This window comes from Xanthobacter sp. ZOL 2024 (genome assembly GCF_052932325.1).
The window spans coordinates 4,824,886-4,839,653 of the sequence record NZ_CM128808.1 but is presented as its reverse complement, the minus strand read 5'-3'; the positions used below and the strand labels follow the sequence as shown (position 1 = coordinate 4,839,653).

The following is a 14,768-nucleotide window of genomic DNA, read 5'->3' as shown; positions in this document are numbered from 1 at the left end:
CGATATTATAATCAATTGGTGTAAGGCCTCGACACCTCACGCTAGGCCGTGTGGACGGATTGCGGTGGGTTTAGGCAGAGGGGATTCCCTTCTGCCCCTTTCGGTGATTCATAGCGGGTCGGCTTTTGGCGAGATCGACCATGCTGACGCGGATGACGGACGAGGATTGGGCGCTGGCGCTGGAGGTGTTCCGCGCCTGCCGTTCACGGCGCGGCGACAAGGGTCGCGACGATCGCAAGTTCCTCGAAGCCATGCACTATTTCACTGTGCACAACATCACCTGGCGGGCACTGCCTGCCGAGTTCGGCGCGTGGAATAGCGTCTGGAAACGGTTCTGGCGGCTACGTCAGGCCGGCGTGTTCGAGCTTTACTTCGAAACCCTGGCCTCGCTGAGCCGCACGGCCCATCTGGTCCAGATGTTCGATTCCACCGTGGTGCGCGCCCACGTCTCCGCCGCCGGAGCAAAAGGGGGCAGGACGGCCAAGCCCTCGGCCGTTCGCGCGGCGGCTTCTCCACCAAGATCCACCTCAAGAGCGACTTCGACGGCCTGCCGATCGCCTTCCACCTGACCGGCGGGGAAGCCGGCGACAGTCCGCTCTTCAAGCTGCTGCTGGATCTGGGTCCCGATGTCACGCCGCGCGCGGCGCTCGCCGACAAGGGCTATGACGCCAAGGCCAACCGGGCCATCGCCCGGGCGCGCGGCATCGCGTCCGCCATCCCTTTCAAATCCAACGCGAAGGAGCGCCCAGCCTTCTTCCCGAAGGCGCTTTACAGGGGGCGCGCCCGCATCGAGCAGTGCTTCGGAAAGCTCAAGCGCTTCAAGCGCGTCGCCCTGCGCTGCGAGAAGACCGAATGCGGCTTCGCCGCCATCGTCGCTCTCGCCTTCAGCTTCATCCTCATCCTCATCCTCATCCTCATCCTCATCCTCATCCTCATCCTCATCCTCATCCTCATCAAAATCCGTCCACACAACCTAATATGGCGCAGTGGCACTCCACAAACCGATTACACATGAATTGCGCAAGATGGTCAATTAATTTCCAATTCGGTGCCAATTATAAACGATAAGATATAGTATTATTATATGAAGATCTGGCCATTAATATGGCAGCGATCGGCAGTGTGTCGTGGAACTTATAGTCTATCGTGGTCAGGTATATGTTTTTTTCTCCACCGCCGCCGCGCAGAACTTGAAGTCCGGCACGCGGGTGGTGGGATCCAGTCGGTTCACCGTCAGTTCGTTCGCAGCCGCCTCGAAGAAGGACATGGCCATCCACACGACGCCCGGCCGCACCGCCCGATCGGGCATAGCGGCGAGATGCACCATCCCGCGGCGCGTGCGTACCTCCACTTCCCCTCCGACGGTCACGCCCAGCCGGGCGAGGTCGTCAGGATGCATGTGGGCCTGCGGCTCCGGGCTCAGGGCCTCCAGCACCGGCGAGCGGCGGGTCATGGTGCCCGTGTGCCAGTGTTCGCGCAGGCGGCCGGTCATCAGGATGAAGGGATAGTCGGCGTCCGTCATCTCGTCCGCACCACTCGCGTCGAGAGGCACGATGGCGGCCTTGGCCCCGCGGGGAAAATCATCGCCGAACAGGCTCTCGCCGGCGCCGGCTGGGCGCAAGGGGTAGCGCGCATGGTCGTCTTGGACCATCATCCGCCAGCTGAAGCCGGCAAGGGTGGGCAGTTCCTGCGCCATGTCCTCGAACAGGCTCTCCACAGTCAGATTTGCCCACGATAGGCCGAGGCGCGCGCCGATGTCGCGAATGATGCGCCAGTCCGGTCGCGCGCCGCCGGGCAGGGGCAGCGCCGGTGCGATGCGTTGCACCAGTCGGTCGGTATTGGTCACGGTACCCGCCCGCTCCGCCAGCGCCGCTGCGGGCAGGATCACATCGGCGAAGGCCGCGGTCTCGGTGGGGAAGATATCCTGCACCACCAGATGCTCCAGGCAGGCCAGCCCGGCGCGGGTGACGGCGAGGTCCGGGTTGGCCATGGCCGGGTTGCCACCCACCACATAGAGCCCGCGCACCGCCCCTCGACGGGCCGCATCGAACATTTCCACCACCGTGTGACCTGCCTGCGCAAGCGGCCGGTAGCCGGGGAGATAGTTGGGCAACAGGCCGGCGTCGCAGGAGCCCTGCACGTTGTTCTGCCCGCGCAGGGGATGGAGGCCCGCGCCGGGACGACCCACCTGCCCGCACACGAGAGCGAGGGCGATGACGGCCCGGATGTTGTCCGCGCCGAAGGCGTGCTGCGAGGCACCCATGCCCCAGAAGGTCATGGCCGCGCGCGTCCCGGCGAACAGGCGGGCGGCGGCCACGATGTCCTGCGCCGGAACGCCCGTGAGGCCGGCCGCCATCTCCGGCGTGAAAGGTGCGACCCGCGCGCGCAGCGCCTCGAAGCCCTCCAGCCGCCCAGAGACGAAATCCCGGTCGTGGAGCCCCTCCTCAATCACCACGCGCGTCATGGCGGAGAGCAGGGCCACATCCGTCCCCGGGGCCGTCCTGAGGTGATGGGTGGCGAACCGCGACAGGGCCTGAATGCCGGGATCCACCAGGATGAGCTTCGTCCCACGCCGAAAGGCATTCTTCATGAAGGAGGCGGCCACCGGATGGTTGCTGTCCGGGTTGCTGCCCACCATCAGCACCACCTCGGCGCAGGCGATCTCCTCGATGGGGGCGGTCACGGCGGCGAAGCCGGTGGCCTCCGCCAGCGGCGGCACCGAGGCGCACAAGCGTGTGCAGTGGTCAACATGGGGGGTGCCCAAGCCCATGCGTGCGAGTTTCTGCAGGAGATAGGCATCTTCGTTCGAACCCTTTGCCGACCCTAGCACCGCCAGAGATCCGGGGCCGTGCGCCGCGCGCAACCGGGCGAAGCCACGAGCGGCGGTGTCCAGCGCCTCGTCCCAGTCAACGGGACGGAACAGGTCCAGCACCGCGGCGCCGCGCAGGGCGAGGGCCGGATCCTTGGGCGCATCCGCCCGGCGCACCAGGGGCACGGTGAGGCGATCCGGATGCCTCAGGTAGGAAAAGCCGAAGCGGCCCTTGACACACAACCGACCGCGGTTCGCCGGGCCGTCGGCACCTTCCGCCCACGCCACCTCGTCGTCGACCATATGCAGGGTGACCCGGCAGCCGACGCTGCAGAAGGGGCAGACCGTTTCGCCCTTGGCCGTCACCGCGGTCCGTCCACCGGCCCGCTCCAGCGCCTTGGGCGCCAGCGCGCCGGTGGGGCAGAGCTGGGCGCATTCCCCGCAGGAGGCGCAGTTGCTCTCCCCCATGGCCATCCCGGCATCGAATGTCACGTGGATGCCGTCGCCTCGCCCGGCGAGGGCGATGACCCCATTCACCTGCACGTCACGGCATCCCGCCCGGCACTTGCCGCAGCGGATGCACGCCTCCGGGTCGAGGACAATGGCGGGGTGGCTGGCATCCGCGGGACGGCCTGCCGCCCGGTGGCCGAAGCGATCGGGATCGGCTCCGGTGCGCGCGACGAGATCGAGGAACGGCGTGTCGGGGTGGCGCGCCTTCGCCGCGGCGCTCATCTCGGAGGCGAGCAGGCTGACCGCGAGCCGCCGCACCCGCGCGGCGCGCGGCGTGTCGGTGCGCACGGCGAGTCCGGTCCGGACCCTGTGGCGGCAGGCAGGAACCAACTCGGCTTCGCCCTCCACCTCCACCAGGCAGGTGCGACAGCTGCCCATGGGCGCGAAGCCATCGCGCGTAGAAGCGCACAGGTGAGGTAGGTCGAGTCCGGCGGCGGTGGCCGCCTGCAGCAGGCTCTGCCCGTCCTGCGCGGCAACGGGCTGGCCGTCGATGGTGAAGTTGATGAGGCTCATGCGCTAACACCGCGGCCGGGGATGGACAGCCGCCCGAGGAAGCGGCCCGCATTGCGCCCGAGCGCGCACAGGGAGGCTTCGCCCATGACCGCTGCGAGGTCTTCGAGAAGATGCTGATCCAGCGGGCCCGGCGCAGCCAGGGCGCGCGAGGCGTGCGCGGTGCCGATGCGGCAGGGCCCACACTGGCCACAGCTCTCCCGTGCCAGATAGGCCGCCATGCGGGCGGCAATGGCGCGCGGCTCGTCTGTCGCGCCGAACACGATCGCCCCGCCCGTGCCGAGGCGCAGCCCTTCGTCCAGCAGATCGGCAAGCGGCCTGTAGCAGTCTGCGGCGCTCACCAGCGCCCCCGCCGATCCGCCGATCACCATGCCGCCGAGGGCATGGCCGTCCTGCATTCCACCGGCGATCTCCACCAGGTCGGCGAGGCGCAACAGACCGCGCATCGGCTTCGGCCCCGGTGCGCACACCCGGCCCGAGACGCTGAACAGCCGAACCTCGGGATCCAGGAGGGCCGAGGCAGGCGAGCCCAGCGTGCCGCCCCACGCTGCAGTGACGCGATAGAAGGTCTCCACGTTGTGCAGCAAGGTGGGCCGGCCGAGATAGCCGCAGGCGGTGGGAAAGGGCGGGCGCTCGACAGGGCGGGCCGGGCGTCCCTCGAGGCTCGCGATGAGCGCCGTTTCCTCGCCGCAGATGAAAGCACCACCGCTGCGCCGCAGCTCCAGGGCGAGGCCCTCCGCGAGGCCGGCCCCCGCCACCTCCATCAGCGCTTGACGCAGGATGGCGTGGATGGGGACGTAGTCGTCGCGCACGTAGAGGAACACCTGGTCCGCGCCTATCACCCGCGCGGCCACCAGGGCCGCCTCGATCACGCCGTGCGGGTCGTTCTCCAGGATGAAGCGGTCCTTGAAGATGGCAAGCTCGCCCTCGTCGCCGTTCACGATGACCACCGGCGTGCCGCCGGCAGCGATCACCTGCCGCCACTTCTCCGCCACCGGGAAGCCGACGCCCGCCCGCCCCACCGCCTGGTGCACCGACAGCCGCTCCAACATCTGCGCCGCCGCGCCGGGATCGGCCATGATGCGGCCGAGCTGCCCGTAGCCCCCTGCCGCCCGGTAGGCCGCGAAGGAGCGCGGAACGGGTTCGGGGCGGGGCCCGTCACAACGGTTGCGGCACACTCCGGCGCCGAGCGCGCCGTGCAGCAGGCCGCACACCAGATCGCCGCAGCCGTCGGCGGCATAGGGCGTGGTGGCGGCGTAGTTCACCGCCGGAAATGCGGTGGCCACCTCGTATGCCTCGGAGGGGAACAGGCGCAGGCGCTCGGCCAGCGCCAGAAGCCCGGCCTGAGAGATGCCGATCCCGCCCTTGGCGTCGCGGACCTCCAGCAGGATTTCCAGAAGCCGGCCGCGATCATCGCCGCGGGCAAGCACGGTGGCGATCGCGGCCCATTCTGCGGTGTCAGCGGGCGTCGCGGTCTCAGGAACGGGCGGCACGATACAGGTCCTCCCGCAGGCCGGGGGTGAAGGCGGCCGCCGGGCCGTCGAAGAACAGGCGCCCCTGGCGCAGGGCGATGATGCGGTCGGCGTAGCGCACGGCGAGATCCACCTGATGCAGGCTGCACAACACCGAGAAGCCGCGCTCCCGCGCCGCCCGCTGCAGGATCTGCAGCACGTTCTCGGAGGATTCCGGATCGAGGCTGGATATGGGCTCGTCGGCGAGGATCAGTTCCGCCTGCTGGGCGAAGGCGCGGGCGATGGCGACCCGCTGCTGCTGCCCGCCGGAAAGACGCTCCGCGCGCTGATAGGCTTGGTCCATGAGGCCCACGCTGTCGAGGCAGGCGAGCGCCAATTGCCGGTCCCGCGCGCGGAAGCGGCGCAGCAGCACCCGCCACAGGGGCGTCGTCGCGAGCCGGGCCGCCAGCACGTTGTCGATGGCGCTGAAGCGCTTTACCAGATTGAACTGCTGAAACACGAACCCCACCTCCCGGCGCAGCGCCTCAAGGGCAGCGGGCTTCAGGGCAGTCACCTCGGTGCCGCGGATGGTGACGCTTCCGGCATCCGGCTCCACCAGGCGGGTCAGGCAGCGGAACAGGGTGGACTTGCCGCACCCGGAGGGGCCGAGCAGCACCACGAACTGGCCGGCAGGCACGGTGCAGGAGACGCGATCCAGCACCACGCGACCGTCGAACGCCTTGCTCAGGTCGCGCACGACGATTGCGGCACCCTCCTCCTCGCCCAGGGAACGGTCGTGCGGCAGATGCGCAGGGGCGATGCTCTTCATCGGTCAACTCCCATGGGCCGCTCAGGCGCGGCTTTCGCCTTCGAAAAGGCGCGTCGGCGTGCCGGCGCGGGTGGCGGCGGTCTCGGGGCTCAGCACGAGACGGCGCAAGTGGGCGCTCAGGGTGTCGATGGCGATCACCATGGCGAGGATGACGCCCAGCACGGTGGCCAACTTAGGAAAGTCGAGCAGGTCGATGGAGTCCTTCAGCGTCTGGCCGATGCCGCCGGCACCGACGATGCCCAGCACCGTGGAGGCGCGCACGTTGAACTCCCAGATGTAGAGGGTGACGGCGACGATGTTCGGCCACACGTCCGGCAGGAGGGCGTAGCGGAACGCGCGCACCGGGCCGGCACCGGTGAGCTCCAACGCCTCCACCGGGCCGCGATCGGCCGGCTCGATCACCTCAGTGAGCAGCTTGCCGAGGGCGCCCACCATGTTGAACATGACGGCCAGCACGCCAGTGAAAGGGCCGAACCCCACCGCCGCCACGAAGATGAGGGCGAATACCAGGATCTCGGTGCCGCGCAGCACCCCGAACACCGCCCGCACCAAACGATAGACCAGAAGATTCGGCGTGGTGTTGCGCGCGGCAAGCGGCACCAGTGGGATGCACACGAGAAGGGCGCCGATGGTGCCCACCGTGGCCATGGCGAGGGTCTGGAATGCGTCGCGCAGCACCCGGTCGATATCCCGTACGTCCGGCGGAAACATCTGCTGGAACCAGGAGGCGATCTTCGGCAGCCCGTCCACGAGCTTCGCCAGGTCCACCTTCGCCGCCGCGAAGCACATCCCGAGGAACAGGGTCACGGCGAGGAAGACGAGCCCCCGCCGCAGATTGTGCCACGTTAGTAGCGACCGGGCCGGCTCGACGTAGCGTGTCTCCTCGAAGCTTGCGATGGTCATGGACGGTCTCCCCTGGCTCGGCGCGCTATGAAACGGACGCCCGGCTTCATGCCGGGCGCGACGTGGCCGGTGCCCGAAGGCACCGGCCCGCGCGGATCAGGACTTCAGCTTGCCGGTGACGCGGCCGGCTTCCTCTATGATGCCGTAATCGGCATGGGTGGCTGGCACGAAGCCGTTGTAGCCGCTGCCCATGAGCGCCTGCGCCTTGTCCTCCGGGAGGGAGACGAGAATGTCGCGGATCTTCGTCTTCAACGCCGGGTCGAAGCCCTTGGGCACACAGATTGCGTCATTGGGCAGTTCCTGGGAGGTCCAGTAGACGACCACCTTGGCCGGATCCATCTCGCCGGCCTCGATCATGCCGTTGCGGCCGCGGTCCATGTCGGAACCGAGGTCGATGAGGCCCTGCTGGATCATGGACACGTTGTTGCCGAAGGTGGCCCCCTCGCGCAGTTGGAAGAAGTCGCGCGGATCGATGCCGCTCTTCACCAGGAAGGCGTAGGGGATGAGCCAGCCGGAGGTGTTGCCCTGGTCGCTTAGGGACAGCTTCATGCCCCTGGCATCCTTTGGAAACTCCTTGATGGGGAGATCCGGCCGCCCCTCGATGATGGCGTGGTAGAACGGCTTGCCGCGATACTTGGCGGTGGCGATCACCTCGGTGCCGGCGTGCTGGTTGGCCAGCACGTAGCCCCACGGGCCGAGCCAGCCCACATCCACGTGGCCGTTGCTCATGGCCACCGAGATGGCAGCCCAGCTCTCCGGGCTGACCAACTCGTAGGTGGCGCCGAGTTCGCCCGCCAGATAGCGGAACACCGGTTCAAATTCCTTGATGGTGATGGCGGGAGTTGGCCGCAGGGGGGCGATGGCGAAGCGCAGGTGGAGCTTGCCGTCGCGCATCTGCTGGCCGTGCGCGGCACCGGAAACGAGGGGAAGCGAGAGCGCGGAGGCGGCAAGCGCCCCGAAGCGACGACGCGTGATCATGTCGACCTCATGGGTTTATGGCGTGCGCGCCGAGACGGCCCGCCGGCGGGGCTGCCGCACGATGCAACTCCGTGGGCGCCTTCTTGGCGGCAGATAGATTACATATCTCAATGAAAAATAGACAACAATTGCATTTCATTTTGATGACGCTGGCGGCGAAGAGGGCGCGCGGATGCGATTTTATCCATATGTTTCCGACACAATATGAATGAGCTCACCAACGTGCGGGAAATGCCAATTAAATATGAAGTTGCAACATACATTCGTTTAATGCATACATTCCGGTGCAAGGGATGGAGCGGCTGTGGCCGCACAAGGGCGGGGGCATGCGCATGCTGAATCTGTCTCAGGTTCAGACCTTTCTGGCGGTCATCGATGAGGGCGGCATCCAGTCGGCAGCGGAGCGCCTTGCCTGCTCGCAGCCGGCCGTCTCGCAGCAGTTGCGCAAGCTCGAGGAGTTCGTCGGCGTGCCCCTCGTGGTGCGCAACCGCAGCCGCGCGGTCCCCACCCGTGACGGCGATTTGTTCCTGCCGAAGGCCCGCTCCCTCATAGCCAGCGCCGACCGTGCCCGCGCCGTCGTCTCCGATCGCCGCCTGGTGGTGCATGCCAGCGGCAACGTAGGAGTCTATCTTGCGCCGCGCCTCATCGCCGTGTTCGAGCGCGACCTGGATCGGCCCGGCACGGTGGACCTCGTCATCACCACCAACCGCCATGCGGTGGACGCCCTCATCGCCGGCGAGGCGGACATCGCTCTCACCGAATGGAGCGAGGACCACCCGGCCGTGGAATGGCAGGGCTGGCGCCGAGAGAAGTTGGTGGTGATTGCCGGCCCCGACCATCCGCTCGCGAAGGAGCGCTGCATTCCGCGCCAGGCACTGCTCGACCATCCCATCATCGGCGGCGAGCCCGGCACCGGCACCGGCCGGGCGCTCGCCGGCATGTTCGGGCCCGATGCTGGGCGCCTGCGCGTGGCACGCCAACTCGGCAGCACCGCCGCCGTGAAGGAGGCGGTCAAGGCCGGGCTCGGCCTTTCCGTGGTGTTCGCCTATTCCGTGGCCGAGGAGGTGAAGGCCGGCACGCTCACCATGCTGGAACTGGAGGAGGCCGACATCTTCAAGACCTTGTTCATCGGCCTCGGCCGCGAAAGCCCGCAATCCTCCATGGCCCGGCGCTTCGCCACCTTCTGCCTCGCCTCCGCTTGATCCCACTCCTGCCGCAAGAGACATCCATGGCTCGCAAGACCCTCGTCACCAACTGGGTCCACCCCGAGGTGCTAGATCTGCTTTCCACCCGCGGTGCGGTAGAGGCCAACACCACCCGCGAGCCGTGGCCGCGCGCGGAACTCCTGCGCCGCGCGCGCGACGCCGACGCCATCCTGGCCTTCATGACGGACCACGTGGATGGCGCCTTCCTCGAAGCCTGCCCGGATCTGAAGGTCGTCGCCTGCGCCCTGAAGGGAGCAGACAATTTCGACATGGAGGCGTGCCGGGCGCGCGGCGTCGACGTGACCATCGTGCCCGACCTGCTCACCGCGCCCACCGCAGAACTCGCCGTCGGCCTCATGATCGCCCTCGGCCGCAATCTGCTCGCCGGCGACCGGCTGATCCGCCAGCACCCGTTCGCCGGCTGGCGGCCGGTACTCTACGGCATGGGGCTCGATGGGGCGGAGGTGGGCATCGTGGGCATGGGTGCCGTGGGCCAGGCCATCGCCCACCGCGTGCGGCCATTCCGCTGCCGCATCTCCTATTGCGACGCGCACCCGCTTTCTCCCGCCGCGGAGGATGCGCAGGGGCTCCTGCGGCGCGATCTGGCAGAGTTGCTGGCACGCAGTGACTATCTGGTGTTGGCGCTGCCATTGAACGCGGAGTCGCGCCACCTGATCGATGCGGCGGCGATCGCGGCCATGAAGCCGGGCGCGCTCCTCATCAACCCCGCCCGCGGATCGCTGGTGGACGAGGCGGCGGTCGCCAACGCCCTAGAGGCGAACCATCTCGGCGGGTATGCGGCCGACGTGTTCGAGACGGAGGACTGGGCCCGGCCTGATCGGCCCGCCGGCGTCGAGCCGCGACTGCTCTCTCATGCCCGCACGGTTCTGACCCCCCACATTGGCTCGGCGGTCGACAGCGTGCGGCGGGACATCGCCCTCGCCGCCGCTCGCAACATCCTGCGCCATCTGGACGGATTGCAGCGGGAGCCACCTTCGCACGATCGCTCTGCCGCCTGACACGGCCCGTCGGTGGCCATCAAGCAATACCAGCGCGACAGCAGCCTTCAAAGCATCATCATGACCAATGCGGAAATTGCGATCGCATCTTCAATCACCTCTTCAGCCGGGCCTTGCGCGAGGTGCGCGAAACCTCGAGCCCGTGATGTGCGTCGCCGTTGCGCGGCGTTGCCGCGCGATGACGGGTGGCGCTGCGATATGTGATGTCTCCGCGCCGCCCGCCATCGGTCATACCCTGCCATGCCGATCCTGCGCGGTGATGGGATTCATGCCGTAGCTTCATGCTCGAACGCCTGCTTTCCCTTGTCGGCCCAGAGCGCCAACGCCTTGTCGCGTTCATCGCTTTGGAGCTTGTCGGCCGCCCAGAGCAGGGCGCCGTAGATGATGGCGCGATCATCGCAGGTCAGGTCCACGATCCCGGCTTTGACGACGAGACCGCCGAGTTCGATCAGATGCCGCGTGCGTTGGCGGCGTTCGACCTGCCAGGTTCGCATATCATGCCGCGCTCGTGCTGCCTGATGCCGGTTGCGCACCGTCCGGTTGCGGTTGAGCGCCGCCCGCGTCGCGGTCAGATGCCGATGCAGATCGCCGCGCCCGGCTTTGAAAGAACGCGGCCCCGCGCTTGGCCCACGCCTCCCTCTTTCCGGCGTCCTTGGTTTCGGCCAGCACGATCAGCGCGCCCGCCAGTTCGTCGACGGTGAGCGCGTCGGCTCCGGTCAAGATCACCAGTTCGCCGAGTTGCTGCACCTTGCGCGTTTTAAGTTCCCGCGCCTTGTCCTCCAGCGCCTTCAGTTCAGCGCCATAGTCCCGTGGTTTCCGCATCGTCGTCTCCATAAGCAATGGATGGAGCGATGATAGTTTCGTGTCGGCCGGAATGCTGTAAGGTTGCCGGGACGGCCTGGAACGGCGCGGACCGTCCCGAGAAATTCATTTCTAGGGCGCGCTTATACGTCGTTCCGACGTGCGCTTGGGAGCAGTATCTGGTCGGTCGCCATGGCGATCTACCATTTCTCCGTTCAGGTCATCGGACGCGCGGCGGGCCGCAGCGTGGTGGCTGCCGCCGCCTACCGCTCGGCCTCGCGGTTGCGCGACGACCGGCTGGGCCGCGATCAGGACTTTTCCGCCAAGCGCGGCGTCGTCCATTCCGAGGTCATGCTGCCGGAGAACGCACCGGAGGAATGGAACGACCGCGAAAAGCTTTGGAACGATGTCGAGGCGTTCGAGAAAAGGAAGGACGCCCAGCTTTGCCGCGAGGTGGAGTTCGCCCTTCCGCGTGAGATGACGGAGCGCCAAGGCGTCGAACTGGCCCGCGATTTTGCCCAAGCCGAATTTGTCGATCAGGGCATGATCGCCGATGTGAACGTGCATTGGGATATCGGCGAAGACGGAATGCCGAAACCCCATGCCCATGTCATGCTGACCATGCGCAGCGTGGACGACAACGGGTTCGGCCAGAAGGTGCGGGAGTGGAACCGCACCGAGCTGGTCGAACGTTGGCGCGAACGCTGGGCCGATCACGTCAACGAGCGTCTTGCCGAACTCGACATCGACGCGCGGATCGACCACCGCAGCCTTGAGGCGCAGGGCATCGGTCTTGAGCCGCAGACCAAGATCGGCGCACCGGCGCAGCGCATCGAGGCTACCGGGATCGAGGCCGACCGCGCCGAGGATCACCGGCGCATCGCCCGCGAGAACGGCGCGCGCATCATCCAGAACCCGAACATCGCCCTGGACGCGATCACCCAGCAGCAATCGACCTTTACACGGCGCGACATGGCGATGTTCGCGCACCGGCACAGCGATGGCATCGACCAGTTCAACGAGGTCATGGGCGCGATGCGCGGCGCGCCCGATCTTGTCGAACTCGGCAAGGACGATGTTGGGCAGGACCGCTTCACCAGCCGCGGCATGATCGAGGCCGAACAGCGCCTGCATCGCGCCACCGCGATGATGGCCGAGCGCGAACGCCATGAGGTGAATGACAGGGGCCGAGAAGCCGCGTTGGCGCGCGCGGCGGATCGCGGGCTGACCCTTTCCGGCGAGCAGACCGAGGCGCTGGCGCATGTCACGGACGGGCGCGACCTTGGGATTGTCGTCGGCTATGCCGGGACGGGGAAGAGCGCGATGCTGGGTGTGGCGCGCGAAGCCTGGGAAGCGGCGGGCTATGAGGTTCGCGGCGCGGCGCTCTCCGGCATCGCCGCCGAGAGTCTGGAAGGCGGATCGGGCATCGCCTCGCGCACCATCGCCAGCCTGGAGCATCGCTGGTCGCAGGGCCGCGACATGCTCACCAGCCGCGACGTGCTTGTCATCGACGAGGCCGGGATGGTCGGCACGCGGCAGTTGGAGCGCGTGCTGTCCCATGCCGCCGAGGCCGGCGCGAAGGTGGTGCTGGTCGGCGATCCGGAACAGCTTCAATCCATCGAGGCGGGCGCGGCGTTCCGCTCGATCCACGAACGCCACGGCGGCGCGGAGATCAGCGAGGTTCGCCGCCAGCATGAGGACTGGCAGCGTGAGGCGACCCGCGACCTCGCCAGCGGCCGGACGGGCGAAGCCCTGAACGCCTACCGCGCCCGCGACATGGTGCATGAGGCTGGAACGCGGGAAGAAGCGCGGCGTGACCTGATCGACCGCTGGGACCGTGACCGGCAGGCCAGCCCAGACGCAACCCGTATCATCCTCACCCACACCAATGCTGACGTGCGGGAATTGAACGAGGCGGCCCGCGAACGGGTGCGCGATGCAGGCGAGCTTGGCGCGGATGTGCATATCGCCGCCGAACGCGGCGTGCGGAATTTCGCCACCGGCGACCGCATTATGTTCCTGCAAAACGAGCGCAGCCTTGGCGTGAAGAACGGCACGCTCGGCACCATTGAGCAGGTCAGCGGGCAGAGCATGACCGTCCGCGCCGACGATGGGCGCAATGTCACGTTCGACCTGAAGGGCTACAACAAGATCGACCACGGCTATGCCGCCACGATCCACAAGGCGCAGGGCATGACCGTGGACCGCGCCCATGTGCTGGCGACGCCCGGCATGGACCGCCATGGCAGCTATGTCGCCCTGTCAAGACACCGCGACGGCATGGACCTGCATTACGGCCACGACGACTTCGCCAGCCGGGACCGGCTTATCAACACCCTGTCGCGCGACCGCGCCAAGGACATGGCAGCGGATTACCAGCGGATCGACCCGGCCCAGGATTACGCCGAGCGGCGCGGCATCACCTTCCGCGAGCACGTCGAGCGTGTTGTGGAGATCGCCCGCCGAGTTCCCGAGAAGGTGCGCGGCATCTTCGACGACTTGCGCCTGCCCGCCGCAGACGGACAGGGGCCGGAAAGGAAGGTGGAGGAAGACCCGGAGGCGGCGTTACGCCGGGCGCGTGGGCGGGCGCTCGTCCGTCATGCCCGCGCCGTCGATGCGATCTTCGCGGCGCAGGATCAGGGCGGCGAGGCCAGACCTGATCAGGTCAGGGAATTGCAGGAGGCGCGCCAGCGGTTCGAGGAGGTGCGCCCCCACGGCTCGCATGACGCCGAAGCGGCCTACAAGAAAAACCCGCAGCTTGCGGCGGAGGCGGCGTCAGGTGACGCCCGGCGCGCGATCCACGCCCTGCAACTGGAAACCGAGTTGCGCACCGATCCCGGCCTGCGAGCCGACCGTTTCGTGGAGCGCTGGCAGAAACTCCACCGGGCCAGCGACCAACGCTATGCGGCGGGCGACTATGCAGGTCACAGGGCGGCGCGGGCGGCGATGGGGAACATGGCGCAGAGCCTCGAACGCGACCCGCAGATGGAATCCCTGCTCGCCAACCGCAAACGCGAACTCGGCATCTCATTCGATTCGGGAATGGGCGTCGCCCGTGACCTCACCCTCACGTTCGGGCTTGGCCGGGGCCGGGGTCTCGGGCTGTAAACCGTCCTATTTACCGCCCCCTCTGCGCCACGGCCCTACGACGGCTAAATCCCTATTGCACAACAATAAACCCTTGCCTTTGCCTCTCCTGGCAGTCCCACGAAAAGCCAGCAGGAGGCAGCCCAGCCATGCGCCAGCCAGATCGTATCATCCGCATGAACACCGTCCGCGACCGCACCGGCCTGTCCCGGTCCACCATCTACCGCAAGATCGCCGAGGGTACGTTCCCGCCCCAGATCAAGATCAGCATCAACGGCGCGGGCTGGCGGGAATCCGACATCGACCGTTGGGTCGCCAACCCCGTGGCGTGGCGGCCCGGAAGCGGGCGCGGCCGCGATGGCGTCTGATCGCGGAGCGCGCTCCCGCGCCCGGCGCGTCAGGCCGCCCACAGCGTCGGAGCAGCTTGAGGCGCTGCTGGGATACCATGTTCCCATGGGCCGACCGCCCAAACACGACCTGTCCATCTGGACCGTCACCGACGATTGGCCGCGCCCCGTTCCGGTCACAGAGGCTGAGATCGAGGTGTTCGAGCAATGGTTCGGCGACCTGTTCGATGAACTATTCTGTTCCGGCGGCTGATGCTTCAGGCGTCGAAATCGACGTTGAAATCTGCCCTCCGACAGACTACTTGTAGTCACAAGTGTC

At 67.5% G+C, this 14,768-nt stretch carries 13 protein-coding genes and 1 pseudogene; 7 read left to right on the top strand and 7 right to left on the bottom strand.

The window, feature by feature from the left end:
- Nucleotides 1-140: 140 nt before the first annotated feature.
- Nucleotides 141-353: pseudogene (locus ACU4E7_RS22210) on the top strand (transposase); the annotation flags it as partial.
- Entirely contained in the window at nt 323-1,015 is a 693-nt protein-coding gene (locus ACU4E7_RS22205; protein WP_447021690.1) for an IS5 family transposase, read from the top strand. The pseudogene ACU4E7_RS22210 and the gene ACU4E7_RS22205, both read left to right, overlap by 31 nt.
- 135 nt (nt 1,016-1,150) lie before the next feature.
- On the opposite strand, the gene ACU4E7_RS22200 is transcribed toward ACU4E7_RS22205, so the two are convergent.
- The 5 genes from ACU4E7_RS22200 to ACU4E7_RS22180 all read right to left on the bottom strand — a co-directional run bounded on the left by ACU4E7_RS22200 (nt 1,151) and on the right by ACU4E7_RS22180 (nt 7,990).
- Nucleotides 1,151-3,832, bottom strand: a complete 2,682-nt coding sequence (locus ACU4E7_RS22200; protein ID WP_063112045.1) for a molybdopterin-dependent oxidoreductase — start codon at nt 3,830-3,832, stop codon at nt 1,151-1,153.
- Nucleotides 3,829-5,322, bottom strand: a complete 1,494-nt coding sequence (locus tag ACU4E7_RS22195) for an NADH-ubiquinone oxidoreductase-F iron-sulfur binding region domain-containing protein (protein ID WP_063112044.1) — start codon at nt 5,320-5,322, stop codon at nt 3,829-3,831. Before ACU4E7_RS22195 ends, ACU4E7_RS22200 begins: the two co-directional genes overlap by 4 nt.
- A complete protein-coding gene (phnC, locus tag ACU4E7_RS22190; protein WP_082772846.1) occupies nt 5,306-6,109 on the bottom strand; it encodes a phosphonate ABC transporter ATP-binding protein in 804 nt (267 codons plus the stop codon). The genes ACU4E7_RS22195 and phnC overlap by 17 nt, the downstream gene beginning before the upstream one ends.
- 21 nt (nt 6,110-6,130) lie before the next feature.
- Nucleotides 6,131-7,012: a phosphonate ABC transporter, permease protein PhnE gene (gene phnE, locus ACU4E7_RS22185; RefSeq protein ID WP_063112043.1), complete on the bottom strand. Its 882-nt coding sequence runs from the start codon at nt 7,010-7,012 to the stop codon at nt 6,131-6,133.
- Between the two features lie 96 nt (nt 7,013-7,108).
- Complete coding sequence (locus ACU4E7_RS22180; protein WP_082772847.1) at nt 7,109-7,990, bottom strand: phosphate/phosphite/phosphonate ABC transporter substrate-binding protein; 882 nt, start codon at nt 7,988-7,990, stop codon at nt 7,109-7,111.
- 332 nt (nt 7,991-8,322) lie between these two features.
- Here ACU4E7_RS22180 and ACU4E7_RS22175 point away from each other — a divergent pair, with 332 nt between their 5' ends.
- Nucleotides 8,323-9,192 (top strand): LysR family transcriptional regulator, encoded by an 870-nt coding sequence (locus ACU4E7_RS22175; protein WP_166657128.1) that lies wholly within the window; start codon nt 8,323-8,325, stop codon nt 9,190-9,192.
- Nucleotides 9,193-9,218: 26 nt separating this feature from the next.
- Entirely contained in the window at nt 9,219-10,214 is a 996-nt protein-coding gene (locus tag ACU4E7_RS22170; protein WP_063112041.1) for a phosphonate dehydrogenase, read from the top strand.
- Between the two features lie 266 nt (nt 10,215-10,480).
- Here the strand turns inward: ACU4E7_RS22170 and ACU4E7_RS22165 are convergent, their stop codons facing one another.
- Together ACU4E7_RS22165 and ACU4E7_RS22160 are read right to left on the bottom strand one after the other, a co-directional pair.
- A complete protein-coding gene (locus tag ACU4E7_RS22165; RefSeq protein WP_063112040.1) occupies nt 10,481-10,708 on the bottom strand; it encodes a conjugal transfer protein TraD in 228 nt (75 codons plus the stop codon).
- Nucleotide 10,709: 1 nt separating this feature from the next.
- A complete protein-coding gene (locus ACU4E7_RS22160) occupies nt 10,710-11,036 on the bottom strand; it encodes a conjugal transfer protein TraD (protein ID WP_197430434.1) in 327 nt (108 codons plus the stop codon).
- A 171-nt stretch (nt 11,037-11,207) separates the two neighbouring features.
- On the opposite strand from ACU4E7_RS22160, the gene traA reads away from it, so the two are divergent.
- The 3 genes from traA to ACU4E7_RS22145 all read left to right on the top strand — a co-directional run bounded on the left by traA (nt 11,208) and on the right by ACU4E7_RS22145 (nt 14,702).
- Nucleotides 11,208-14,123 (top strand): Ti-type conjugative transfer relaxase TraA, encoded by a 2,916-nt coding sequence (gene traA, locus ACU4E7_RS22155; protein ID WP_063112038.1) that lies wholly within the window; start codon nt 11,208-11,210, stop codon nt 14,121-14,123.
- 128 nt (nt 14,124-14,251) lie between these two features.
- Nucleotides 14,252-14,470: a helix-turn-helix transcriptional regulator gene (locus ACU4E7_RS22150; protein ID WP_063112037.1), complete on the top strand. Its 219-nt coding sequence runs from the start codon at nt 14,252-14,254 to the stop codon at nt 14,468-14,470.
- 85 nt (nt 14,471-14,555) lie between these two features.
- The gene (locus ACU4E7_RS22145; protein WP_229644492.1) at nt 14,556-14,702 is read left to right on the top strand and encodes a hypothetical protein; all 147 of its coding nucleotides are present in this window, start codon (nt 14,556-14,558) and stop codon (nt 14,700-14,702) included.
- Nucleotides 14,703-14,768 lie beyond the last annotated feature (66 nt).

Excerpts from the sequence above, each read along its gene's own strand:
- ACU4E7_RS22160 (WP_197430434.1), bottom strand. The coding sequence starts at position 11,036 with ATGCGGAAACCACGGGACTATGGCGCTGAACTGAAGGCGCTGGAGGAC.
- ACU4E7_RS22175 (WP_166657128.1), top strand. The coding sequence starts at position 8,323 with ATGCTGAATCTGTCTCAGGTTCAGACCTTTCTGGCGGTCATCGATGAG.
- phnC (WP_082772846.1), bottom strand. The coding sequence starts at position 6,109 with ATGAAGAGCATCGCCCCTGCGCATCTGCCGCACGACCGTTCCCTGGGC.
- traA (WP_063112038.1), top strand. The coding sequence starts at position 11,208 with ATGGCGATCTACCATTTCTCCGTTCAGGTCATCGGACGCGCGGCGGGC.
- ACU4E7_RS22150 (WP_063112037.1), top strand. The coding sequence starts at position 14,252 with ATGCGCCAGCCAGATCGTATCATCCGCATGAACACCGTCCGCGACCGC.
- ACU4E7_RS22145 (WP_229644492.1), top strand. The coding sequence starts at position 14,556 with ATGGGCCGACCGCCCAAACACGACCTGTCCATCTGGACCGTCACCGAC.
- ACU4E7_RS22170 (WP_063112041.1), top strand. The coding sequence starts at position 9,219 with ATGGCTCGCAAGACCCTCGTCACCAACTGGGTCCACCCCGAGGTGCTA.
- ACU4E7_RS22180 (WP_082772847.1), bottom strand. The coding sequence starts at position 7,990 with ATGATCACGCGTCGTCGCTTCGGGGCGCTTGCCGCCTCCGCGCTCTCG.
- phnE (WP_063112043.1), bottom strand. The coding sequence starts at position 7,012 with ATGACCATCGCAAGCTTCGAGGAGACACGCTACGTCGAGCCGGCCCGG.
- ACU4E7_RS22200 (WP_063112045.1), bottom strand. The coding sequence starts at position 3,832 with ATGAGCCTCATCAACTTCACCATCGACGGCCAGCCCGTTGCCGCGCAG.
- ACU4E7_RS22165 (WP_063112040.1), bottom strand. The coding sequence starts at position 10,708 with ATGCGAACCTGGCAGGTCGAACGCCGCCAACGCACGCGGCATCTGATC.